A 23,814-nucleotide genomic window follows, 5' to 3' on the forward strand; every position below is an offset into this window, starting at 1 on the left:
ATATGAAAAATAGAATGGTAATGCTATTACTTACTATAGTAGTAAGTAGTATAGGAACTTTATGTGCCAAAGCAAGTGTACATTCATTGCCTCATGCGCAAAAAAAGAAGAATATACTGGTTGTCGGTGGTGGTGGATCGCATGATTTTAATCGCTGGTACAAAATCGAGGATACACAGCTGATCAATACCATTGAAGGTGTACATGCGACCTATACAGACAATACGGATTCAATACGCTTTTATTTAAAAACGACAGATCTTTTGGTGTTGACCAATAATCAACCGATCCCAAAAGCTTCACAACTGGCGATTGAAAAGTTTATTGCACAGGGTAAACCGCTAGTGCTTCTGCATGCTGCAGTTTGGTACAATTGGCAAGACTGGCCTCAGTACAATTTGGAATATGTAGGTGGAGGAAGTAATAGCCATGAAAACTTCCAAGAATTCAAAAACCTGGTGGTGAATACGGCGCATCCGATCAGTCAAGGCATTTCTCCAGAATTTACATTCAAAGACGAACTGTATCGCCACCAACCGGATGCTGCCGGTAAAGGGATTGATGTACTGGTCATCGGTCAGTCTTTAGAAACGGCTAAAGTATACCCGGCTGTATTCACGGTCAATCATGATAAATCAAGAATAGTAGGAATTACATTGGGGCATGATGAGCACAGTCATCTGAATAAAGACTATCGCAAAATTTTAATCAATGCAATCCATTGGGCATTAAATATTTAAATCAACATAAAATAATCAAAATGAAAAAAATCACTGTCGTTATCGTAGGAATGGGTTTTGGAAAAGAATTTATTCCCATTTATCAAAAGCATCCCCATATTAAATCTGTCGGTGTTTGTACCAGAAATCCTGAAACACTGCGAGAATTAAAAGAAAAGTTCAATCTAGACGATGATTTACTATTTACAGATTTTAACGAGGTCATTAAAAGAGGTGATGTCGACGCCATCCATGTGGTGACACCTGTGCCGGAGCACGCAAAAATGACATTGGCATCATTAAATGCGCATAAACATACCGCATGTACCATACCGATGGCCATGACCGTGGCGGACTGTCAGGCTATCGTTGAAGCGAAGAAAAGAGTCAATAAAGTTTATATGATGATGGAGACAGCCTTATATACCCGTGAGTTTCTGTACGGACTGAAACTTGCTGATACGGGGAAATTAGGAAAAATACAGTTTGTTCGCGGTTCACATATTCAGGATATGAGTATGGAGGGCTGGGCTGAATACTGGAAAGGTTATCCACCGATGCTGAATGGGACACATGCCATTTCGCCATTATTACGTATCAATAATACCATAGCGGAATCTGTGGTTTGCCACGGTTCAGGTCAACTAAGTGCTGATCTTGCTGCCCGGTATAATTCACCGTTTGCAGTGGAAACAGCCACCTTTAAGCTGAAAGATTCTAATGTGGTCGCCGAGGCGACAAGATCATTATTTGATGTTGTGAGACAGTACCGCGAAAGTTACGATGTGTATGGTGATAAAATGTCTTTTGAATGGGAGCAGTTACAGGATGAGCAACATGTTATATTCGACGGTGGTGAAAATGCCGTACGCATGGAGGCGCCGGATACAGACGATTTATTGATTCCGGAGATTGCAGACTTTACTAAAAGGGAAAGAATAGATGATCCAAATCATGTTTCATTTTTACAGGGAGCAGGTCATGGGGGTTCTCATCCACATTTAGTTCAAGAGTTTGTTGCAGCTATTGTGGAGGGAAGAGATTCTGCCGTTGATGCGGCCTTAGCGGCAAATTATACCTGTGCTGGTATCTGTGCCCATGAATCGGCGATGCAGGGTGGAGTCAGAATCGCAATCCCTTCATTTGATTAAATGTAAAGCTATGAAAATAGGAATAAGCTCTTTTGTATGGGTATCACCTTACACAGCAGATCATATTGATATTCTTTATAAAGCAAAGGATTATGGCTATGATGTCATGGAGATTGCTGTCGAAGATGTAGCATCAATTGATGTGAAGCAACTGAAGAAAGTGGCGCAGCGTATTGGTTTAGATTTATCTGTGAGCGGTGCATTTGGTACAGAAAGAGACATTTCAAGTGAACATAGCGCATACCGTAAAATTGGTCTTTCTTACATTAAAGATTGTATACAAATCGCTAATGAATTAGAAAGTCCAATTTTTGGAGGACCGCTTTATGCTGCTGTTGGAAAAACACGATTAGTTTCAAAAGAACAGAAGGAATTAGAACGGAATTTCTGTTTAGAAAATCTGCTTGAAGCAACGCAGTATGCAAAAGAACAAGGTATTGTATTGGCATTAGAGCCACTAAACCGCTTTGAGACAGATATGATCAATACAGTCGAGCAGGCTCTGGAATTGATCAATCAGATTGATGATCCTCACTTAAAGATCTTGCTCGATACATTTCATGCTAATATTGAAGAGAAAAGCATTTTAAAATCAATCCATCTTTTAGGGGATAAACTTGCTCATGTTCAGGGTAATGAAAATGATCGCGGAACACCGGGAACGGGACAGGTAGACTGGTCCGGAATACGCGATGCATTAAATGAAATCGGGTATCAGGGAAGTGTCATTTTAGAAACCTTCGGATCGCCTTCCAAAGAACTGGCCCGTGCGGCAAGTATCTGGCGTCCATTAGCAGAAAGTTCAGATATTTTAGCCCGGGATGGAGCGAACTTTTACACAGAAATTTTCAAAAATAATCCATTACAATTATGACCGCTACACAAGATATAATCCAGCCAGACAATCATGCTAAAAGTACCCTTTTTTGGGGTTGCTTTATTGTACTGGTGGCATCTGCCTTTGGTTTTGTTTTCAGATCCTTTCTTATGCCCACATGGGCAGTTATGTTTGATTTGAGTAAAACACAGCAGGGCGAAATCTTTGGTGTTAGTTTCTGGCCATTTGCACTGAGTATCGTTGCCTTTAGCTTAATTATTGACCGGATCGGCTACAAAAAGTCCATGATCTTTGCTTTTATCTGCCATTTGATTTCGATCGTGCTGACTATTTTTGCTACTGGTTACTGGATGTTGTATGCAGGAACCTTTTTCTTCGCATTAGGAAATGGTGCTGCCGAAGCTGTGATCAACCCCGTTGTCGCATCGCTGTATCCGAAAGAAAAAACCAAGTGGCTGAATATTTTACATGCCGGTTGGCCTATGGGCATTGCGATATCGGGTCTGTTAGGCATTGGCCTTTTAGCACTGGATATCAATTGGCGAATCGTCATAGGTTTTATTTTGATTCCTGCAGTCGCGTACGGCGCATTGATCATCAACCAAAAGTTTCCAGTAAACGAACGGGTCAAAGCCGGAGTTGGCTATTTGGACATGTTAAAAGAAGTTGGTGTTTTAGGAGCGCTGATTATCGTTGTATTATGTGTTTTTCAGCTGGGCAGTTTATTTAGCTGGGATTATAAATTCAATATTGTGCTCAGTATCGCCATTGTATCCATATTTGGTTATTTCGTGCGGTCGTGGGGGAAGAGCCTCTTTGTGCTGTTGCTACTGGCGATGGTTCCTTTGGCTACCATGGAGCTTGGTACCGATAGCTGGATTACCGATCTAATGACGCCAGAAATGAAAAAAATGGGTTTTCAAGGAGGTTGGGTGCTTGTATTTACAGCGGTGATCATGACTGTTTTACGGATGTACAGCGGTACAGTTGTTAAATTTCTGTCACCCCTGGCGCTCTTATCCATAAGTGCGCTCGTCTCTGCTGTCGGTCTGCAGTTATTATCCGTTTCTTCCGGGATTTATATTTTACTGGCAGCTGTTCTATATGCTTTTGGAAAAACCTACCTATGGGGTACGATGCTGGGAGTTGTTTCCGAACAATTTCCTAAAGGTGGCGCCTTAGCTTTAAATATTACGAGCGCAGTAGGGCAGCTCGGGGTAGGAATTATCGGCGCTGTTTTTCTGGGTTTTATACAGGACAGTAATATTGATAAAAAACTAGCTGAGTATGACCATATTCAGCAGACACATTACCATGAAAAACTGGTGACAGGCACGAGATCGAGCATATTCGGGGACTATAAAACGATTGATTATTCACACTTGTCAACGTTAGACGAAGCCAGTCAGCAAGTTGTGGAGCAGATGGAAAATAAAGCCAAGAAAGCGGCGCTATCCACTGTTTCCTTACTGCCGAGCGGTTTATTTGTCTTTTTTATATTATTAATTATTTATTTTAACAAGAAAGGAGGGTACAAACCAATAGATATCATTTAATTAAATATGCATCTTATAATTGAAAGACTATTTAAAGTGTTTTTACATTCACCTATTTGCAAAAACACTTAAACTTTATAACCAAAATAAATTTAAAATTATGATTAAGTTTTTCTTTAAGATTAATTTCCTTTTGAAGGTCTTTAATCTAAAAACAGACTATGCGCCTTATTTTTTTATACTCTCGAGTATATGTTCCATAAACCTAGCATATGCACAAAATAAAGACGTAAAAGGCTCGGTCAAAAGTTCGGATGGCACTCCCTTGCAAGGCGCGACAGTTTTAGTCAAGGGAACTACCGCTGGAACATCGACCAACAATACGGGGGTGTTTTCATTAAACATGAATCCGACTAATGCAACATTAGTGATCAGTCATAAAGGATATGAAACGAAAGAGGTCCAGCTCAATGCTTCTTCCCAGAACCTGGATATCACTTTAGTATCCAGTGCACCTGAATACATTGACGAAGTTGTCGTAACGGGTTTTGGACTAACGCAAAAAAAGGAATCATTGACATCTGCGATTTCAACATTAGGATCCAATGATATCAAACGATCCACTGCTTCAACAACTTCAGGAGCTTTGGTCGGTAAGATCCCGGGATTAAACTCACGGCAGTCGGATGGCCGTCCTGGCGCTGGTACAGCTTTACAGATCCGTAATATGGGCGATCCATTATATGTCATTGACGGTGTTCAAAAAGATGCTGGTCAGTTCAATAACCTTGACTTTAATGATATCGAAAGCGTTTCTGTACTAAAAGATGCATCGGCCTCTATTTATGGTGTACGAGCGGCCAATGGGGTTATTGTGGTCACAACAAAAAGAGGAAAAAGAAATTCCGCTAATACAGTCAATCTAATCGCTAATTACGGATTTCAGAATTTATCTACCTTTCCTAAAGCTGCAGATGCAGTCACTTACATCGAGAACTATATCCAATCGGAAACTGTGCAGGGAATCAAAGATTATAAATATTCGCGCACAGATCTCGAAAAATGGAAAGCGGGTACAGAAAAAGGCTATGTTCCATTTGACTGGTATGATTATATCTGGAAGACTTCACCACAACAGTATTATTCGGTCAATGCTTCTGGAGGCTCCGATAATATTAATTATTACTTCAGTGCAGGTCATATGAACCAAGAATCCATGATTGTTAATTATGGCGGTTTTAAACGGACCAATGTACAGATGAATGTGGATGCGCAGATTTCCAAAAAACTTAAAGTGGGCGCTTCCCTTAATGCACGTTACGAAAACCGTACGAATCCTGGAGTTCCCGGTGGTGACGATTATTGGTTGCCAATTTTTGCTACCTATCGTAATTTGCCAACTGCCAGACCATTTGCCAATGACAATCCCAATTATCCGACCTTAACTTCTACCGATCCAGGTACGAATTTCGCCTGGTTAAATTATGATCTATCTGGAAAATATACGGATACCTGGCGTGTTGCCCAACTAAATTTCAATGCAGAATATGATATCATAGACGGATTGAAAGCAAAGGCTTTGGTGGGGTACTATTATGCAAATCAAAAGCTGGATAACCATGAATATACCTACAAATTGTATGGATACGATGAAGCCAATGATACTTATCCGGTGATTTTTGAAAATAACAATCCATGGCGCGAAAGAAGAATGGGTCATGTTGAAGAACTTACGTCTAATTTCCAGCTGGCTTATACCAAATTAATTGATAAACATAATATCAATGTAGTAGGAGGTTTTGAAACGATTGTCCGTCATACGCCAACGACATGGGTACATTCCATTCCGACAGCCAACTCGTTGAACTTGATCGATTATGAAACCATGGACACCTATAACGATGATGGAAATAGGACAGAAGGTCGATTAGGTTATCTGGCCCGTATTAATTACGATTATGACAGTAAGTATCTGATTGAAGTTTCGGGTCGATACGATGGTTCCTGGAAGTTTCCTCCAGGACAGCGTTGGGGATTTTTTCCTTCGGCCTCATTAGGTTGGAGAGCCTCTGCTGAGAGTTTTTGGAAAGATAATTCCATTTTGAGTAAAATCAATGATTTTAAACTGCGTGCATCTTATGGTTTGCTGGGGGATGATGCCGTATCTGGTTATAGTGCATTTGATTACCTGTCCGGTTACAATTATAAATCCGGTGGATCTGTTATCGATGGTAAATATATCATCGGTTCACAGCCTAGGGGTTTACCGGTAAGGACACTTTCTTGGATCAGAGCGAAAATATTGGATATCGGGCTAGATTTTGCGATTGTCAATTCTAAACTGACAGGAAGTTTTGATTATTTCAGACGCATGAGAACTGGATTACCAGCTTCGAGATATGATATTTTACTACCATCGGAAGTAGGTTTTAGTTTACCCAACGAAAACTTAAATTCAGATATGCATAAAGGTGTTGAAGGGATGATCAAGTGGTCAGACCGTATCGGTGAATTGAGTTACAGTGTCGCTGCGAATGCAACTTACTCTAGATTTTACGATTGGAACCAGTATAAACCGAGATTTAGTAACTCCTGGAATGTGTACAGAAATTCAATCAATGAGCGTTTCGGTTACATCAACTGGGGACTGGAATCAGCAGGTCAGTTCCAAAGTTGGGAAGAGATCGCAAACTGGACAGTTGATAATGATAGACAAGGGAATAAAACTTTAAGACCAGGAGATATCAAATATGTAGATCAAAACGGTGACGGCGTTATCAATGGACTGGATGAGCGTCCTATTGGATACCGTGAAGACGCGACACCGATTTTGAATTTTGGTTTTAATTTTTCATTCGGCTATAAAAACTTTGATTTAGCCTTTGACTTAACTGGCGGTGGTCTGAATTCTTGGTACCAGGACAATGAGCAAAGAAATCCATTTCATGATGGGGGTAATAATGCACAATACTACATGGAAGACACCTGGAGACTTTCCGATATATATGATGCAAACAGTGAACTGATACCTGGGAAATACCCCATGTTACTGATCGGCAATACATCGCACAGTAATTATTGGAACAGTGATTTTTGGAAGCATAATGTAAAATACATCAAACTTAGAAATCTTGAGTTTGGATATTCCCTTCCGGAGAGTTTCCTGAAAAAAGCGAGTATCAAAAGAGCAAGGGTCTATTTTTCGGGACAGAATCTTTTGACCTTATCTAATGTAAAAGGTGTGGATCCGGAGATCAACGCAACAAGTGGTCTGGTCTATCCGACAACGCGGATCTATAATTTTGGTTTAAACCTGACTTTTTAATTAAGGCTGTTAATTTAAAATGATAAATATGAAAAAGTTATTCAGTAATAAAATTATATGGATCGCGCTGATCGGTTTACTATCTACCGGCTGCAATAATATACTTGACCAGGACCCGGATAAGATCATCAGTGATGAACAGGTTTTTAGTGATGAAATCATGATCAATTCTGTTCTGGCTAATTTTTATGGACGTGTTCACTGGGGACAAAATACAGCAGATTCGTACAGCTATACGATTTTGGATGAAGCGGGTAAATCTGATGGCGGTCCTGATAATATCCAAAACTATGGCGATGATTTATGGCGGGTGTATGACTATACGCTCATCCGGAGTATCAATCAGTTTTTAGCTGGATTGCGGAGTACAAATGCGCTCAGTATGACTAAGAAATTGAGTTATGAAGCGGAAGCACGCTTTTTAAGAGCCTGGGTTTATTTTAATATGGCCCGCGGGATGGGCGGTATGCCGATCGTGGGGGATGAGGTTTTTGAATATACCCCTGGAGATGACATTACAGCACTGCAATATGCGCGATCAACAGAGTCGGAGATCTATAGCTATATCATTAAGGAAATCGATGAGATCCATGCCAACTTGGGTGACAGTCCGACGATAAATGCGGGTCGAATAAATAAATGGGGAGTATTAATGTTAAAAGCAAGGGCTGCTGTATATGCCGGATCATTGGCGAATTATAACAATAAGATGCCCAATCCGATTAAAACAACAAATGGTGAAGTTGGTATCGCGGCGTCTGAGGCTCAGAAGTTTTACGAATTAGCACTTGATGCGGCAGAGCAGGTGATCAATGGCGGTAAATATCAGCTCAGCCTGAAGAAACCGGATGATCTAAGCCGGAATTTTTACGAAGCGATTAATCTCAAAGAGAACAATGTGGAAGTGATATGGGCCAGAGATTATAAATATCCGGGACAAACGGTAGAATTTACCAAGAATAATATTGCACCATCGCTGGCGGAAGATATTGACCGTGCATATGCAGGCCCGATTTTAAATTTAGTTGAAGATTTTGAATATATCAATGATCGAAATGGGGTTTTAAAAAATAAAGATGCGAACGGTAATTATATCTTCTATGATAATCCTTTAGCTATTTTCCAGGATAAAGATCCAAGACTAAGTGGTTCTATTATTTTGCCTGGATCGGTTTTTAAGGGTGAGGTGGTTACTTTGCAAGCTGGTCAGAAGATATTGCAGGGCGGGTCTTACGTAACTAAAATCGGCCAGCCTGGAACAAGTGATGCTAATGGTCTGATTACTGCGGCAAATGGGCCAATTACCTCAAACTTGCAATATGTCAATAAATCAGGCTTCTTTTTCCGGAAATTTTTAGATGAAAATCCCGGAGCTTCAACAAGAGGCCGTAATAGTGAAATGTGGTTCCCGCGGTTTAGATTTGCTGAGGCCGTCATGATCGCCAGTGAAGCGGCTTTTGAATTAAACAATATGGGTAAAGCACTAGGCTATCTTAATCAGATCAGATCTAGAGCAGGGTTAAAGGCATTAAATACGATGTCTCTAGCAGATATCGTGCAGGAAAGAAGAGTCGAATTTGCATTTGAAGATCATCGGTACTGGGATTTAAAACGATGGAGATTGGCCGATAAAATATGGAATGGATCTACGCAAAATCCAGATGCTATACAGTATGCTTTGTTTCCCTATAAAGTTGTAGCTCCGGGAAATGTTAATCATGGCAAATGGGTTTTTGATAAACAACCGTTTACAAATTCACCGAATCCGCGATTCTTCCAAATGAAGAATTATTATAATTTCATCAATCAGGACTGGATTAATAATAATCCTAAAATGGTTAGAAATCCGTATCAATAAAACTAAATCAAAGAATATGAAAAATATATTGATTATTATGACTGTACTGTCATTACTGTTTTCTGCTTGTGGTAAAGATAATTATGACCAACCTACTTCGACAATAAGTGGGCAGGTTAGCTATAAAGGAAAGCCGATTGGGGTCAGAGGGACAGGTGAGGTTGTTAAATTACAGCTTTACCAAGAAGGATTTGAACTCAATGCTCCAGTTCAGGTTTACGTAGGCCAAGACGGAAGTTTCAAGTCTAAAATTTTTGATGGCAAGTATAAACTAATCGCCACTAATAATAATGGCCCTTGGTTAAACAGTACCGATACCGTTCGATTTGAATTGAAAGGGAGCACGACTGTCAATTATGAAGTGACTCCTTATTACACCATTGAGAATGTAAAGTTATCCTTAGATGCCAACCAAAAGCTATCAAGCAGTTTTACAATCAACAAGGTTTTTGACAATGCAAGTGTCAATTATTATATGCTGCTGGTTAGCCGTACGGCCTTTGTCGATGATGCCACAAATATTTTCCGAAAGGATTATCAAGATGGTAAAATTGAGATCAGTTTATCAGAAGATCTCAGCCAGTTAAAAGAAGTGAGTGGAAGCGGACCTCTTTTTGCCAGAGTAGGTGTTCGGGCAAATGCTGGAGATCAAGCTGTCTATTCAGAAATAATAAAAATTAAATAGTTGATGCAGTGAAATTGTGTTAAAGACCTCATGATTCATGAGGTCTTTTTTTTCCTAAATTCTTCAGGTTAACTATCCTTATTCACTTTCCATCCATTTGATTTCTGCTGTATTTCCCACATTTTTCTGTAAATACCATCCTGTTCCACTAATGCTTCATGTGTTCCTTTTTCTGCAATACCGCCATTATTCAATACAATGATCTGGTCTGCATTTTTAATGGTAGCTAACTTATGTGCAATTACAATTTTAGCTTTTACGAGTTCCTGTATGGCATGCTGGATATAAATTTCATTTTCAGGATCGAGACTTGCTGTGGCTTCATCCAGCAGTATAATCGGTGCATTTTTCAATAAGGCACGGGCGATGCTGATGCGCTGTTTTTGACCTCCTGAAAGTTTACTGCCACCTTCACCCACCATGGTATCCATCCCTTTCGGAAATTCCCATACGAAATCCAGTATCTGTGCTTTATCCGCCGCATCAATGATTTCTTCTAGGGTTGCGTCGGGTTTACCAATTTTGATGTTGTTATAAACAGTGTCGTCAAAGAGATATACATCTTGAAATACTTCGCTGATAAGTGTATAATACTGATCTTGATGAATATTGCGAATGTCTATGCCGCCGATTTTAATAACGCCGGTATTGACATCCCAAAAACGGGCAATGAGCGAGGCAATTGTTGATTTTCCAGAACCGGAATGGCCTACCAAAGCGAGCATTGATTTTTCAGGAACAGTAAAACTCAGATTCTGAACGGTTAATTTATTTTGATAACCAAAACTAACATTGTCGAATACGACATCATATCGATTGGGGAGAGCTTCTTTTCCCGTTTCCATGGTCGGTGTTTCCATAATAGCAACAATACGGTTGAGACTTTCATTCATGTATCGAAGCACCAGATAATCGACCATGACCACTTTAAGTGGGTTGTATAAGTTATAGCCCATAATGAGGAACGTAATTAATACGGGAATGGTGATGGTATTGTTGGATAAATAGTATAATCCTAAAGCGACCATCAAAATAAAACCAATCTCGAAAACAATGCCTGCTGTGACAACAAACGGACCGGGAATAGCCTCCATACGGATACTTTTTTTTCTCAGATCTTCAAATGAATTTTCTAATCCCTTATGCTTCTCACCGGTTAATCCATAAGACTTTAAATGTCGTATGCCCTGTACATATTCTAAAAATTTTGCTCCAACAGTATTCCGGGCCGTTATTTGTTTTTTCCCTAATTTGCTGACGAAATAATTGGCCAAATATAAAAAGGGATAAATGAGTGGCAATGCTGCTAAAAGACAAAGCGCCAATCTCCAATCATAGATAAATAGGAAAATAGAAAGCACCGTGGTTCCAAAAATAGCAGAAGCCAGATTTCCAACGCTATGCCCAAAAATACCTTCAAAATTTGATACATCCTGTAGTACAATGGATGCAATTTCCCCTGGATCACGTTGTTTGAAGAAACCAAGGGAAAATTTCTGGATGCGATTTCCTAAGGCAATACGAAGTTTTGTGGACAGGTCATAGACCCATAAGTTGGATCTGACCATAGACTGCGATGCAATAAAAAATTGCACGACCAGCATGACAGCCATAAGACCTACTACCGTCCATATTTTATGTACATCGGGTTGAGGAGAAAACAATTCCCATATGATGACCAGTAAAATTGCTGATGGAGCGGCAATGAACAGGCTATGGAGTATTTCCCAAAGTATGATTTTACGCGTATCTTTTCTGTTAAAAGCGGTAACGTATTTTAGGTTCTTTATCATGTTTACTGATTTCTATTGTATGCTGTAATAAATTGAATGAATGATTGCCCTTATCATGTGAACGATGAGGCGGAATTTTATGAGGCGAAATTCCCCATGTGCACTAGATCATAAATTCCTTTGCTCTGGTATGGGCATTCCACATGCGTCCATATAAGGCGCTGTTTTCCAGTAATTCATCATGTTTTCCATTATCGATTAATTCACCATGATCAAAAACTAATATTTGGTCCGCATCTGTAATTGTACTCAATCGGTGCGCAATGATTAATACCGTCTTATCTTTGATCAACTGACTAAATGCTTGTTGTATTTTGATTTCGTTTTCGGGATCAGCGAATGCTGTTGCTTCATCTAAAATTAAGATAGGCGCATCTTTAAGAATAGCTCTGGCTAATTGAAAGCGCTGTTGCTCACCACCACTTAAATGTACACCGGATTGTCCGAATAAGGTGTCGTATCCATTGGGTAAGGTCAAAATTAAATCGTGTATCTGCGCCGCTTTTGCCGCATCTTCAACCTCTTCACGGCTTTTTTTCATACCCATACAGATATTTTCATATAGGGTATCCTGAAACATAAAGCTATCCTGAAATACGAATGAAACCAGACGCATGAGCTGTTCTGTAGGATAATCTCTGACATCAATACCGCCGATGCGTATTTCACCCTTGGTGACATCCCAAAAGCGGGCGAGCAATTGTCCGATGGTACTTTTTCCTGCCCCCGAAGGGCCGACCAAAGCTGTTATTGTTTTTTCAGGTACTGTAAAATTAATATTTTGAAGTCCCCAGTTTTTGTCTTGATAAGCAAAACTTACATGTTCAAATGTAATGGAGTAGTCGATAGGGGGCTGTATAACTGTATTTTCAAGTAAATGTTCTGTATACAGCAGTTCATCGATCTGTTCAACACCGCGATTGATGATGGATATTTGTATACCCATATTATTGAGGGCAAACAATGGCTTAATGTACCCTGTCCCTAAGATCAGAAACAATAGAAGCGTGGCTAGAGTTACACCATTTTGAAAATAGAGATACAGTCCGAGAGCCAATACCGGTAACATCGCATTGCTCGTGAAACTCATAAATATAGCGAAACCGGGCGTACTGCTTTTAACCCATTCGCCCACAAATTTATTGAACCGTTTTACGGTGTTGCCATACTTGTCAAATGTTTCTGCAGACTGACCGAATATTTTCATGACAGGCATAGCTCTGACATATTCTACAATACCGGCATTCATTTCTTCTAAGGATTGATGATAATCCTGAATCAGTTTTTTATTTCTCCCACTGTACATTTTTGGTAGCATAACGGCTAAAACTAAAAGTGGGACACAGCTGATTGCAGCCAGACGCCAGTCCTGAAAAAAAAGATAGACAATCGTTATGATGGGTAAGGCGATACCTTTTACAAAATCGGGTATTTGATGGGCGATAAAATTTTCAATGCGTTCAACATCATCAGAAAGTATTTTTTTTAATGTTCCTGAATTACGGTTATTGAGATAACCCATCGGTAGTTTGCCGACCTGAGCGGTGATAAATTTACGCAGTTCAAATAATATATTGTACGCTGCGATATGGGATAATACGCCTGATAGAAAAAATACAAGCATACTGATTATGGCCGCTAAAATAGCATAGATGATATAGGTATTGACTAAGCTGAAATTGATGTTTTCTTTCGTGAGTTCACGGATAATATAAAAAACAAGCACATAGGGCACTAAGCTCAGTAGGGCATGCATGACGGATAGAAATCCTGAGACAAATAATAAACCCTTTTTTCGGCCGGCTATCTCAAGCAGACGGGCGATACCGCTTTTTTTATTTTTTTCTTCTTTCATTTGATTCGTGTTATGGTAACTATTATTAAGAATAGTTCTACATAATATTACTGTTTGGGCAAATATAGTGTGTTAAGCTAATCCGGGAAGTCTGTTAAAGGGAGTAAAAAGTCCTTGAAAGGGAGAAGTTTTTCTTACGTAATAAATCGATCAGGGTTTATTTTTTTTATATTTATGTAAGCCTTTGTTACTGAATATTTATTACCTTCAGCATGTTAACTATTATCTTCCATTAGCAACGATCATGAAAATAGCACTTGCATCACCACCTTTCCCTAGTTCAATAGATCATGGCCTTCAACTGCTCGAAAAATTTGCAGGCGATGCCGCACGCGGAGGTGCGGAAATTATCTGTTTCCCCGAATCATTTATACCGGGCTATCCAGGTATGGGTTATGCTTTTGAAAGCCGTACTCCTGAAGCATTACAGATGGCTTTGAAAAAAGCAAAATTCATTGCAAAATCGCATAACATTGCGCTTGTATTGCCAATGGACGGATATATTGCCGATTGTATTTATAATTTGGCTTATGTCATATCGGGTACGGGTGAGCTTTTAGGTTATCAGACTAAAAATCAGCTTGATCCAAGCGAAGATGAACTGTGGACAGCAGGAGTGGCGCGTAAGGTTTTTGAAATAAACGGATTAAAATTTGGAATAACGATCTGTCATGAAGGCTTTCGTTACCCCGAATCTGTGCGATGGAGTGCATGCAATGGGGCTCATATCGTGTTTCATCCGCATCTAACAGGCAGTAATGAAGCAGGTCAACACTATCATACATTCGGAGCGAAGGAGAATCCCTATTATGAAAAGGCCATGATGATGCGTGCCCTGGAAAATACCATTTACTTTGCCAGTGTCAATTATGCCTCCACTTATCAAGAGTCTGCTTCAGCTGTAATTGCACCGGATGGTTCCTGTGTTAAGCATCAGCAGTATGGAGAAGCAGGTGTTTTAATTGTTGATATCGATCCAGCCAAAGGTTCAGGAATGCTAGCTAAAAGATTCAAAAGCAATTTATATTTATAAAAGGTTAAGTACTGTCTTTCAATTTTATCGGTATCTGAAATACTGATTTAATTCAAAAAAATCAACTTTGTTATAGATAGTGTAATAAATACACAATTATATTAGCAAAATTTAAATTAATTGTATACCTTTATGATAGAGTAATAAGGGAATATATATTTTTTTTATCAAAGTAATTTGTTTTTCCAAACATTACCACTAACCTTTTTCATTAAAATAAAGTAAATTAAAAAAGAAAAATGAACTTAGACCTAAAGAGCATTTTTTATTCTGAAGCGGATATTCCGTCAGAATTTAATCTAGCTGAACAATTGGATCAACGTGTTTTCCTTTCAAATGGAGCGTTACTTCCTTGGGCAGGAGAGGTGAACGAAGTCTTTTCGCCTATTTGTATACAGACAAAAGACGGACTTCAGCGAAAGCGCATCGGTAGCTACCCGGTATGTACAGTTAAGGAATCGATGGAAGCATTAGATGCTGCTGTAAATGCCTTTGACAACGGACGTGGCGAATGGCCGACGATGAGTGTTGCCAACAGAATTGCCTGTGTTGAGCGTTTTACACATAAAATGTTAGAGCAAAAGGATACTGTTGTTAAATTGATTATGTGGGAAATCGGTAAGTCGTATGCAGATTCTGTAAAGGAATTTGATCGTACCGTTGAATATATCTATGCCACTATCGACGCTTTAAAGGATATTGACCGCGATTCATCCCGCTTTCAAATCGAGCAAGGAATTATTGCCCAAGTGAGAAGATCGCCACTTGGTGTGGTACTTTGCATGGGACCTTTTAATTACCCGCTGAACGAAACTTTTACAACGTTGATCCCCGCTTTGATCATGGGTAATACGTTATTATTCAAACCACCTAAGCATGGTACTCTTTTACACTATCCGTTGTTAGAGGCTTTCCGTTCTAGTTTTCCTAAAGGAGTTGTCAATACCATTTATGGTAGAGGAAATAAAATCGTACCTCAACTGATGCAATCTGGCAAGATCAATGTGCTGACTTTGATCGGATCAAGCAGAGTTGCTGATGAGTTAAAAAAGCTTCATCCTAAAGTGAACCGTTTGCGTGCAATTCTAGGATTAGATGCCAAAAATGCGGCTATAGTAACCCGTGATGCTGACTTAGACCTTGCAGTCAAAGAAACAGTATTGGGTGCGCTATCTTTTAACGGTCAACGATGCACTGCGATTAAAATCGTATATGTGCACCGTAGTCTAGCTCAGGAATTTTTGAAAAAACTGACGGAAGAAGTGTCACGACTGAAGTATGGTATGCCTTGGGAGAGTGGAGTAGCACTTACACCGCTTCCTGAAGTGAATAAACCAGCTTATTTAACAGAGTGTATTGAAGATGCAAAACAGTTCGGAGCGAAAGTGATCAACCCGAATGGTGGTGAAGTATTGGAGTCATTTGTTTATCCGGCTATTGTTTATCCTGTCAATGAGCAGATGAAATTATACCGTGAAGAACAATTTGGTCCAGTTGTTCCTGTTGTTCCTTTTGATGATCTGGAAGAACCAATTGAATATTTAATCGGATCCTCTCACGGACAGCAGGTGAGTATATTTAGTAATAATGCGGCTGTTATTTCTTCTCTGATCGATCCTTTGGTCAATCAAGTAAGTCGTGTAAATATCAATTGCCAATGTCAACGTGGACCGGATATTTTTCCATTTACAGGAAGAAAAGATAGTGCTGAAGGAACGTTGTCTGTTGTCGATGCGCTAAGATCTTTTTCTATCCGATCATTAGTTGCTACTAAAAATACAGAGCACAACAAAGATTTGTTAAATGATATTGTGAGTGAAAATAGATCTAATTTCTTAAGCACCAAGTATATATTTTAACGATATGACAGCTATGCTCATCCCGATCGGGAGAAGCATAGCTGTGTGTTATTGTTATAAATCGGGGCGTCTCCTTTGCAAATTTAAGTACAGACTTGTACGAAAATAGCTTGGAATCAGAACGGTAACTATCAAAAAGGCGAAAGATTATCTTTCGCCTTTTACTGTTAACTATATTTCTTTTTTACTGCTGTTACACCATCCTCTACGATCTTTCTGAGAACAGCTTCATCAATATCAGAAAGCCGTTTGACGTATATACAGGATTTGCTCATTTTATATTTCCCGAGTTGCTCAAGATCATATTTTTGTTCATCATCACAGGTATAGAGATACAATGATATCGCAGGTTTTCTTGGAGAAAAACCGACCAAAGGCGCATCGCCTTCATGGCCACTGGCATATTTGTAATGGTAGCTGCCAAAACCAATGATACTTGGTCCCCACAAAGTTGCGGGCTGTGCTGTAATCTCTTCCATAATTTCGATCAGCTTATAACTGTCGACCCTTTTCTGTTGGTCAGGTATCTGTTCAATAAATTGCGTAACAGATTCATCTGTGGGCACTGTTTTGTTCTTCGCCATATTTTATAAGATAGGAGTGAGCTTATAACCTTTCGCAGTTAAGAGTTTCAATAAACCTTCATTGCCAACCAGATGTCCTGCACCGACTGCAAATAGATGCGAAGATTGCGTCATCTTAGCGGGCATTTTGTTGATCCAATTGTTGTTCCGTTTCGTTAAGAAATCAGCTTGTTCTTCTTTGGACATATAACTGCTGTCATAAATTACTGTTTCCAAATCTTTTAGGTTTTCGGCCTTATAGGCAGTGACCATCTTATTCGATACAGCTGGCATTTCATCAATTTTTTCAAGGTATTTTAGTAAATCGGATGCCTTAAACATACTGTTTAACATGTCGATCTGAAATTTCAGTGTTTCTAAATCATCAATTTTTTTGTTCGCTGACGCTGCTAATGTCTGGATATCCGCCTCCATGGTTTTGACATTTCTAGGGTCGGAGCAATTCATTGATTTTAAACTCAAGACAGAAACAAAGACAGCAGGGGACATCATCTCTAACATTTTGACGGATAGGCCCTGGGAAATCAGAATGCTATCAATTTTTGATAGTTCACCCTGACTTAATCCTTTCAGAAAACTCGTGTCAGGTTTCATCATTTCAGGAATTAGTGCTTTGTTTTCCTCTGATGCAAGATTTACTTCGAAAGTCACAACATCTACCAGTGGGATTAGGTTTTTAACTTTATCTTTTAATATATAATCGTCCTCACACATAATGTGCATCGTACCCAATAAATAAGAGTCTTTCTTTAATCCATTTCCTGATATTTTCCACAGGACGGTATTATCTTGTGCGTGAACAGTAAAGGTGGCTACGATAAAGGCTATGATAGCCATAAGGCATATTTTTTTCATATAAATAAGTTTTTAATACACTATAAGTATGTGAAAAGCATAAAATGTTACAGCGTGATAGCAAAAAAGCTTTATAAATTAAATTATAAAGCTTTTTGAGGTATTTTTTTACGCTATCACTCGCGTCTCGACGGTTACTTGTGAAAGGAGTATTTTATGAATGGGGCAGGCATTGGCGATCGCTTCAATGCGCCCCTTTTGTTTATCATCAAGATTGCCTTGATAGCTAATTTTTCTGATAAATTTCGTTTCTTTTTTATCTTCTGACTGTTCAATATCAACTTCTACATTGATAGGTCCGATATCCCATTCCTTTCGGTCAGTATACATTTTTAAAGTAATGGCTGTACAGGATGCCAAAGATGCCGCTAATAACTGCTGCGGATGAAATCCGAGGTCAAGTCCACCTTTTTCTTCTGGTTCGTCTACAATAATGCTGTTTTTTCCTGCAGTTACTGTTGTTTTATATTTATCTATACCGATAGTAGCTTTAGCGCTATTCATGATGTTTATTTGTTTAAATAAAATTCTGGAAGTGGAATATTTCCTGTTTCATTCGGAACTTCTGGAAATCTATTGTTGATCCAGTCTTGCTTTGCTTGTTCTAATCTTTCTTTGGAGGAGCTCACAAAATTCCATAAAATATACCGTTCCTCGGGTAAAGGTTCTCCTCCGAAAATATAGATTTTTGAATTTTCACCGATTTCAAATTCACATAATTTAGCATCTTTAGCGACCAATAAATGTTTAGATTCAAATGTTGTTCCGCTATCTGTAATGGTACCATCTAAAATATAAAGACCCGATTCGCCGTATAAATCGTTGCCAATGCTGATCTTTGCCTTGTTTTTCGATTTAATTTCGATGAAGTATAGTTTGCTGTATACAGATACAGGTGATTTTTTTCCAAAGGCTTCACCCGCAATTAAGGTATAGCTGACCCCATTTTCATCTTCCCAATGCGGTAAATCTTCGGCATTAGTATGTTCAAAAGATGGTTCGCACTCTTCAAGTTCTTTTGGCAATGCTACCCAGATCTGAAGGCCATGTAACACTTTATCGGTATGTCTTAAGTATTCGGGAGTACGCTCAGAATGGGTTACTCCTTTACCCGCAGTCATCCAGTTTACCGCTCCGGGTTTTATCTCCATTTCTGTACCTAGACTATCGCGGTGCATAATTGCTCCTTCAAAAAGATAGGTTAGGGTTGATAAGCCAATATGAGGATGCGGACCGACATCGAGATTTTCATATTCATTTAATGCCGCAGGCCCCATGTGATCAATGAAAGTAAAGGGCCCAACCATGCGCTTTTGACGAAAAGGCAATAAACGACCAACCATAAAATTGCCGATATCTGCGGCCCGCTCTTCTATAATAATACCAATGTTAGACATAGCTATGTTATTTTAAAATCTTATTGTATGAAACAGTTGTCATGTATTTTAGTTTTGGTGTCAGCAAAACCATATTCAATAGGTTATCGCTAGGGATACTGATAAACACATGCCAGAGAACGCCTCGTTCTTCTGTTAAAGATAAGTACTTGTTTTATTTATATCATTGATCTAGATTAAGAAAATGACGGCAACCAGCAATTTATTTAAAATTCAGGAAGTTTATCCATGATATGTCGCCTATAAAAGAACAATGCCAGATTTTTGTATGAAGCGTGTTGGTACAGTAATCATACGTTACTTTAGGAAAAAGATAACTTTTCGACTCCACTTACAATAGGTCTGAGGTGGAGTCGAAAAGCCAATTTTTATGAGTTCAAATCAACTAGAGCATGATGGTTCGTTCAATATTTATCTCCTGTAAAAAGTACTCATCATGAGATACGACCAATATGGTACCCTGGTAAGTTTTTAAAGCGGTAGTCAATATTTCAATATTCTGAATATCTAAGTTATTAGTCGGTTCATCCATAATGATGAGATCGGGTGCTAGATTCTGAATTGTTAAGCAACATAGGCATAGCCTCATTTTTTCTCCACCACTTAGGGTATTGCATCGCTTATCCCAGCTGTCTTTACCAAATAAAAATCGATTTAATCTGATTTTGATCTCATGTTCCTGTAAGCTAGTATCATTAAATAACTGTACCTGATCATATATGGTCAGATCATTGTTGATCATGGAATAATCTTGATCAATATACACTGATTTATGTGCTGCACGATACACTTCACCTTGGTAATCATGGATCTTATTGAGCAAAATCTGAATAAGAGTTGTTTTCCCAGATCCATTTTCTCCCTTTAAAGCAATACGTTCTGTACTTGAGATTTCAAAATCTAAATTTGTATTCCAAAGCGGCTTTCCATTAAAATTGCCATTCAGCTTCTTTACGGTAAAGAGTTTTTTGCCTGCGTGTAAATTGGAGTCCGTTAGACCAAACTTTATTTTGTCAATATCTGGAATTCCCTTTCTTAAGCTCTGCAACTCCTGGGATAGACCCGCACTTTTTTCATGATGCGTATCTTTTATTTTAGCGGTGCTTTTTTCAGCATTATTGCGCAAGGTATTCATCATGATTCGGGAAACGCCCTCTTTCTGCTGTTTATTCTTCCCTCTAGCATCTAATTTTTGTTGCCGCTCTATGGTCTCGCGCGCCTTGATCTTTGTTTTTCTGATTTCTTTTTCGACATGTTTGATGTCATGATGCAAGGCCTCTTGTTTCATCTTCTTTTCTTCCAGATAGAAATCATAATTACCGGCATAGTAAATCAATCCAGAAGAGGTCAATTCGTACATGGAATCGAGTTGATTGAGCAAAGATCGGTCGTGACTTACGATAATCATCGTGCTGGATGAAGAACGGATGAATTGATACAGCAGCTTACGGCTCATGGCGTCTAGCTGATTGCTTGGCTCATCGAGTAAAATCAGTTTGGGCTGGTGAATACTGATCCCTGCTAGAAAAACTTTCGTTTTCTGGCCACCGCTCAGGCTGTCTAGCTTTTGGTCCAAAGCGAGATCAGTTAATTTCCAGTAAGACAATGCCTCCTGGCATCGATCTTCAATGTTCCAATCATCATCGAGTACAGTTAGATTTTCTTCTGTTACAATTCCTGAAAGTATGGCATGAAGTGCACTTAACTTATGATCGATTTTTAATGCCTGCGCTACCGTTAAATGATTGTACTGACCGAATAGCTGCGGCACGTAATATAAGGTGCCATCAATACTTTTTTGGCCATGAGCGGCGGTTAATTCACCCGCAATGATCTTTAACAGTGTGGATTTTCCGACACCATTGTTTCCGATCAAAGCAACTTTTTTATTGTCCTGCAAACTTAGACTGATGTCCTGAAACAGCACATCTTTATTCTGATGTATATATGAAATGTTTTGTAAAATAAGCATAATTTCTTTTTTTAGCATGAACGATCGTGCGCATAGAGTATGCGTCACATTAATTTTTTGCAAAAAGAAATTATTTATTACATGGATATGTTGCTTTTTAGTTACTGATGCAAATCTAGATAATTTTGTGCGGATATGAAAACAAATTTTTGTGGCTGTTTATTTTTTGCACTACAAAATTGACAGATTTGTAATCTGCAGTCGTATGATTTCACTTCGGGTCATCGGCTTTTCTATTTTATACTAGTGCTTACTTTACAGCTAAATAAGTATTCTTATTGCTGTTTTACGGCAAGTCATATTCCTCATAAAAGAAAAAGTTTAGATATCTTATTTAGTGGTGCATTTCTAGGGTATAATCACGTAACGGTACTTTATTAGGGTGAAGCTCGGTGCAAATTTCATAAAGTTTTACAAGATTTACCCATAATGTTATAAAAATCTAAGTTGCCTATTGCGCTAGCTTTGCACCAAGTATTATGAAAAAACTATTCGTCATATTCCTCTCATTCGTTTACCTGATCTTGTCCTCGGGCTTTGCTCAGTATGCGCATTTTTGTATGGGAACCGCAACGAAAGAAGTAACCTTAACGAATATCAATCATAATACCAATACGCCTTGTGCCATCTGTGCTTCTAAGGAAAAAGGACTGGAGAAGAAAAAGAAGAACTGTTGCAAAGTAGAAACGCAGATCTTTAAGACTGATAAAGCTTCAAGTAAACAAGCTGGCTTTGATTTTTCGCTAAAAATTTGGGGAGATGTTATTCCCAACCGAACATTAGGTGCTGTTTTCGATAAACTATCGATCACTAATGTCTCTAATAATCCTAATTACCTGTCGGACAGAATACTTCCCCGGACAAATCCCCTCTATATCTTACATTGCATCTATAGAATATAGAAAGTCATGTATTGAATTTGACATTTACCATTCCCAATGAAGAGGAATCGGTACTCATTCTTTATATAACTTTTTAAACTTTCGTCTATGAATCTTAAATTCATGGCGTCAGTAGGCTTTATGCTTGCTCTTAACTCATCGGGTTTTGGACAAGTACTAAACTTATCTGATGCATTGCAACGTGCAGTTGACCAGCATGATAAAATAAAATCAAAAAGAACTCTTGTTCAGTCTGCTGAACAGAATACTATTTTTCAAAACAAACAATTTCTTCCCGATGTGACCTTGGGTGCACAGCAAAGTTATGGAACGATTAATGCACAAAACGGGCCCATGTATGCTCATGGAGGTTTAGCTTCTGCCGCAACTTCAATGCCTTTGGCTGAACAAAATTGGAATGCTGCTTTTGGGTCTCTGTATTTTGCTAACGTCAATTGGAATGTATTCACCTTTGGCAAAAAAACAAATCAAGTGGCACTTGCCCGTACAAAGGAGCAGACTGCAACTGCTGATGTCGATCAGATCATATTTGAACATCAGGTCAAAGTTGCGGCGTCCTATCTTAATCTATTGGCGAGCCAGCGTATTAAGTTTGTTCAAGGAAAAAACACAGAACGTGCCCAGGTGTTTTTTGATATGACCTACAGTCGGGCAACAAGTGGTTTAATTCCAGAAGTTGATGTTTCGCTTGCGAAAGCAGAGGTCTCTCATGCGAGATCGTTAGAAATCAAATCTTACGATAAAGAGCTGGCCTATTCAAAACAGCTTGCCGTTTTGTTGGACGATGATTTTCAAACGTATGAACTGGACAGTGTATTCAATACCAGTGTACCTATTATGCTATGGGATCAAATTCAAAGTAAAGTAGCGAGGCATCCTTTATTGGAATTGCAGCAACGCAAGATTGATGAAAGTGCGCAATCTGAAAAATTTATCCACAGCCATAAAATGCCCAACATCAATATTTTTGGTGTGGTGCAGGGACGTGGTTCAGGTTTTGATTGGAACTATGTCCAGGATAACACCGCATATTCATCTTCCTATTTTAAAGGTGCAGGAATTCAGCGTAGCAATTACCTTTTGGGAGGTACATTGAGTTGGAATTTGACAAATATCTTTCGGTTTGACAGTAAAATAAAGGAGCAACAGTTTCAATCCCAATCCTTAAAGCAAGATTATACTTTATTGGAGAAAGAACTGAATGCGCAAACCAATTTAGCGAAAGTACAGTTTCAAAATGCGGTCGATAATCTTGAAGAAACAAAAGTACAGCTCACCGCTTCACAGTTAGCCCATCGTCAACATACAGCATTGTATGAGAATGGTCTTACAACATTGGTTGATTTCACACAGGCATTGTACAGCCTCAATAGGGCTGAGGTCGATTATGAAATTGCCCAAAACAATGTTTGGCAGGCGATGCTGCTATTAGCATCTGCACAAGGAGATATTTCGATTTTACTTAAAGCGACTCAACACTAATTTTTCTTCG

Annotated in this window: 18 protein-coding genes; 11 read left to right on the plus strand and 7 right to left on the minus strand. The window is 38.9% G+C overall.

The features are described 5' to 3' along the window. Positions 1–2: 2 nt before the first annotated feature. The 7 genes from WH188_RS14305 (at position 3) to WH188_RS14335 (ending at position 10,072) form a co-directional block, all read left to right on the plus strand. Entirely contained in the window at positions 3–740 is a 738-nt protein-coding gene (locus tag WH188_RS14305) for a ThuA domain-containing protein (protein WP_168126543.1), read from the plus strand. A 20-nt stretch (positions 741–760) separates the two neighbouring features. Continuing rightward, on the plus strand, positions 761–1,870 hold the full coding sequence (locus WH188_RS14310; RefSeq protein ID WP_206368270.1) for a Gfo/Idh/MocA family protein: 1,110 nt from the start codon (positions 761–763) through the stop codon (positions 1,868–1,870). A gap of 10 nt (positions 1,871–1,880) precedes the next feature. Further along, positions 1,881–2,744: a sugar phosphate isomerase/epimerase family protein gene (locus WH188_RS14315; protein WP_021190339.1), complete on the plus strand. Its 864-nt coding sequence runs from the start codon at positions 1,881–1,883 to the stop codon at positions 2,742–2,744. Continuing rightward, on the plus strand, positions 2,741–4,264 hold the full coding sequence (locus WH188_RS14320; protein ID WP_168126544.1) for an MFS transporter: 1,524 nt from the start codon (positions 2,741–2,743) through the stop codon (positions 4,262–4,264). Before WH188_RS14315 ends, WH188_RS14320 begins: the two co-directional genes overlap by 4 nt. 100 nt (positions 4,265–4,364) lie before the next feature. Then, positions 4,365–7,529: a SusC/RagA family TonB-linked outer membrane protein gene (locus WH188_RS14325; protein WP_339424204.1), complete on the plus strand. Its 3,165-nt coding sequence runs from the start codon at positions 4,365–4,367 to the stop codon at positions 7,527–7,529. 28 nt (positions 7,530–7,557) lie between these two features. Then, a complete protein-coding gene (locus tag WH188_RS14330; RefSeq protein WP_339424205.1) occupies positions 7,558–9,387 on the plus strand; it encodes a RagB/SusD family nutrient uptake outer membrane protein in 1,830 nt (609 codons plus the stop codon). A gap of 16 nt (positions 9,388–9,403) precedes the next feature. Beyond that, a complete protein-coding gene (locus WH188_RS14335; RefSeq protein ID WP_339424206.1) occupies positions 9,404–10,072 on the plus strand; it encodes a DUF3823 domain-containing protein in 669 nt (222 codons plus the stop codon). Between the two features lie 68 nt (positions 10,073–10,140). Here the strand turns inward: WH188_RS14335 and WH188_RS14340 are convergent, their stop codons facing one another. Both WH188_RS14340 and WH188_RS14345 read right to left on the minus strand, forming a co-directional pair. Next, positions 10,141–11,865: an ABC transporter ATP-binding protein gene (locus WH188_RS14340; protein WP_339424207.1), complete on the minus strand. Its 1,725-nt coding sequence runs from the start codon at positions 11,863–11,865 to the stop codon at positions 10,141–10,143. Between the two features lie 103 nt (positions 11,866–11,968). Continuing rightward, positions 11,969–13,720 (minus strand): ABC transporter ATP-binding protein, encoded by a 1,752-nt coding sequence (locus WH188_RS14345; protein ID WP_339424208.1) that lies wholly within the window; start codon positions 13,718–13,720, stop codon positions 11,969–11,971. A gap of 244 nt (positions 13,721–13,964) precedes the next feature. On the opposite strand from WH188_RS14345, the gene WH188_RS14350 reads away from it, so the two are divergent. Next, on the plus strand, positions 13,965–14,753 hold the full coding sequence (locus tag WH188_RS14350) for a carbon-nitrogen hydrolase family protein (protein ID WP_339424209.1): 789 nt from the start codon (positions 13,965–13,967) through the stop codon (positions 14,751–14,753). 239 nt (positions 14,754–14,992) lie between these two features. Continuing rightward, positions 14,993–16,612, plus strand: coding sequence for an NADP-dependent glyceraldehyde-3-phosphate dehydrogenase (locus WH188_RS14355; protein WP_021188556.1), 1,620 nt, complete (start codon positions 14,993–14,995; stop codon positions 16,610–16,612). 167 nt (positions 16,613–16,779) lie between these two features. Here WH188_RS14355 and WH188_RS14360 read toward each other — a convergent pair whose 3' ends face one another. The 5 genes from WH188_RS14360 to WH188_RS14380 form a co-directional block, all read right to left on the minus strand. After that, the gene (locus WH188_RS14360; RefSeq protein ID WP_339424210.1) at positions 16,780–17,196 is read right to left on the minus strand and encodes a DUF1801 domain-containing protein; all 417 of its coding nucleotides are present in this window, start codon (positions 17,194–17,196) and stop codon (positions 16,780–16,782) included. A gap of 3 nt (positions 17,197–17,199) precedes the next feature. Beyond that, positions 17,200–18,051: a TraB/GumN family protein gene (locus tag WH188_RS14365; protein ID WP_132768113.1), complete on the minus strand. Its 852-nt coding sequence runs from the start codon at positions 18,049–18,051 to the stop codon at positions 17,200–17,202. A 108-nt stretch (positions 18,052–18,159) separates the two neighbouring features. Next, positions 18,160–18,555, minus strand: a complete 396-nt coding sequence (locus WH188_RS14370) for an OsmC family protein (protein ID WP_207902349.1) — start codon at positions 18,553–18,555, stop codon at positions 18,160–18,162. 5 nt (positions 18,556–18,560) lie between these two features. Beyond that, on the minus strand, positions 18,561–19,448 hold the full coding sequence (locus tag WH188_RS14375; RefSeq protein ID WP_021188553.1) for a pirin family protein: 888 nt from the start codon (positions 19,446–19,448) through the stop codon (positions 18,561–18,563). Between the two features lie 385 nt (positions 19,449–19,833). Then, positions 19,834–21,420 (minus strand): ABC-F family ATP-binding cassette domain-containing protein, encoded by a 1,587-nt coding sequence (locus WH188_RS14380; protein ID WP_315395672.1) that lies wholly within the window; start codon positions 21,418–21,420, stop codon positions 19,834–19,836. Positions 21,421–21,899: 479 nt separating this feature from the next. On the opposite strand from WH188_RS14380, the gene WH188_RS14385 reads away from it, so the two are divergent. Together WH188_RS14385 and WH188_RS14390 are read left to right on the plus strand one after the other, a co-directional pair. Next, positions 21,900–22,322: an HYC_CC_PP family protein gene (locus WH188_RS14385; protein ID WP_132768120.1), complete on the plus strand. Its 423-nt coding sequence runs from the start codon at positions 21,900–21,902 to the stop codon at positions 22,320–22,322. Positions 22,323–22,409: 87 nt separating this feature from the next. Further along, positions 22,410–23,804 carry a TolC family protein gene (locus tag WH188_RS14390; RefSeq protein ID WP_339424211.1) on the plus strand — a complete coding sequence of 465 codons (1,395 nt, stop codon included), beginning with the start codon at positions 22,410–22,412 and terminating at the stop codon, positions 23,802–23,804. Positions 23,805–23,814: the final 10 nt, after the last annotated feature.

The sequence above is a fragment of the Sphingobacterium sp. MYb388 genome (assembly GCF_037479535.1).
Lineage (GTDB): Bacteria > Bacteroidota > Bacteroidia > Sphingobacteriales > Sphingobacteriaceae > Sphingobacterium > Sphingobacterium anhuiense.

Coding starts and splice junctions, on each gene's coding strand:
- WH188_RS14305 (WP_168126543.1), top strand. CDS start 3: ATGAAAAATAGAATGGTAATGCTATTACTTACTATAGTAGTAAGTAGT.
- WH188_RS14310 (WP_206368270.1), top strand. CDS start 761: ATGAAAAAAATCACTGTCGTTATCGTAGGAATGGGTTTTGGAAAAGAA.
- WH188_RS14315 (WP_021190339.1), top strand. CDS start 1,881: ATGAAAATAGGAATAAGCTCTTTTGTATGGGTATCACCTTACACAGCA.
- WH188_RS14320 (WP_168126544.1), top strand. CDS start 2,741: ATGACCGCTACACAAGATATAATCCAGCCAGACAATCATGCTAAAAGT.
- WH188_RS14325 (WP_339424204.1), top strand. CDS start 4,365: ATGATTAAGTTTTTCTTTAAGATTAATTTCCTTTTGAAGGTCTTTAAT.
- WH188_RS14330 (WP_339424205.1), top strand. CDS start 7,558: ATGAAAAAGTTATTCAGTAATAAAATTATATGGATCGCGCTGATCGGT.
- WH188_RS14335 (WP_339424206.1), top strand. CDS start 9,404: ATGAAAAATATATTGATTATTATGACTGTACTGTCATTACTGTTTTCT.
- WH188_RS14340 (WP_339424207.1), bottom strand. CDS start 11,865: ATGATAAAGAACCTAAAATACGTTACCGCTTTTAACAGAAAAGATACG.
- WH188_RS14345 (WP_339424208.1), bottom strand. CDS start 13,720: ATGAAAGAAGAAAAAAATAAAAAAAGCGGTATCGCCCGTCTGCTTGAG.
- WH188_RS14350 (WP_339424209.1), top strand. CDS start 13,965: ATGAAAATAGCACTTGCATCACCACCTTTCCCTAGTTCAATAGATCAT.
- WH188_RS14355 (WP_021188556.1), top strand. CDS start 14,993: ATGAACTTAGACCTAAAGAGCATTTTTTATTCTGAAGCGGATATTCCG.
- WH188_RS14360 (WP_339424210.1), bottom strand. CDS start 17,196: ATGGCGAAGAACAAAACAGTGCCCACAGATGAATCTGTTACGCAATTT.
- WH188_RS14365 (WP_132768113.1), bottom strand. CDS start 18,051: ATGAAAAAAATATGCCTTATGGCTATCATAGCCTTTATCGTAGCCACC.
- WH188_RS14370 (WP_207902349.1), bottom strand. CDS start 18,555: ATGAATAGCGCTAAAGCTACTATCGGTATAGATAAATATAAAACAACA.
- WH188_RS14375 (WP_021188553.1), bottom strand. CDS start 19,448: ATGTCTAACATTGGTATTATTATAGAAGAGCGGGCCGCAGATATCGGC.
- WH188_RS14380 (WP_315395672.1), bottom strand. CDS start 21,420: ATGCTTATTTTACAAAACATTTCATATATACATCAGAATAAAGATGTG.
- WH188_RS14385 (WP_132768120.1), top strand. CDS start 21,900: ATGAAAAAACTATTCGTCATATTCCTCTCATTCGTTTACCTGATCTTG.
- WH188_RS14390 (WP_339424211.1), top strand. CDS start 22,410: ATGAATCTTAAATTCATGGCGTCAGTAGGCTTTATGCTTGCTCTTAAC.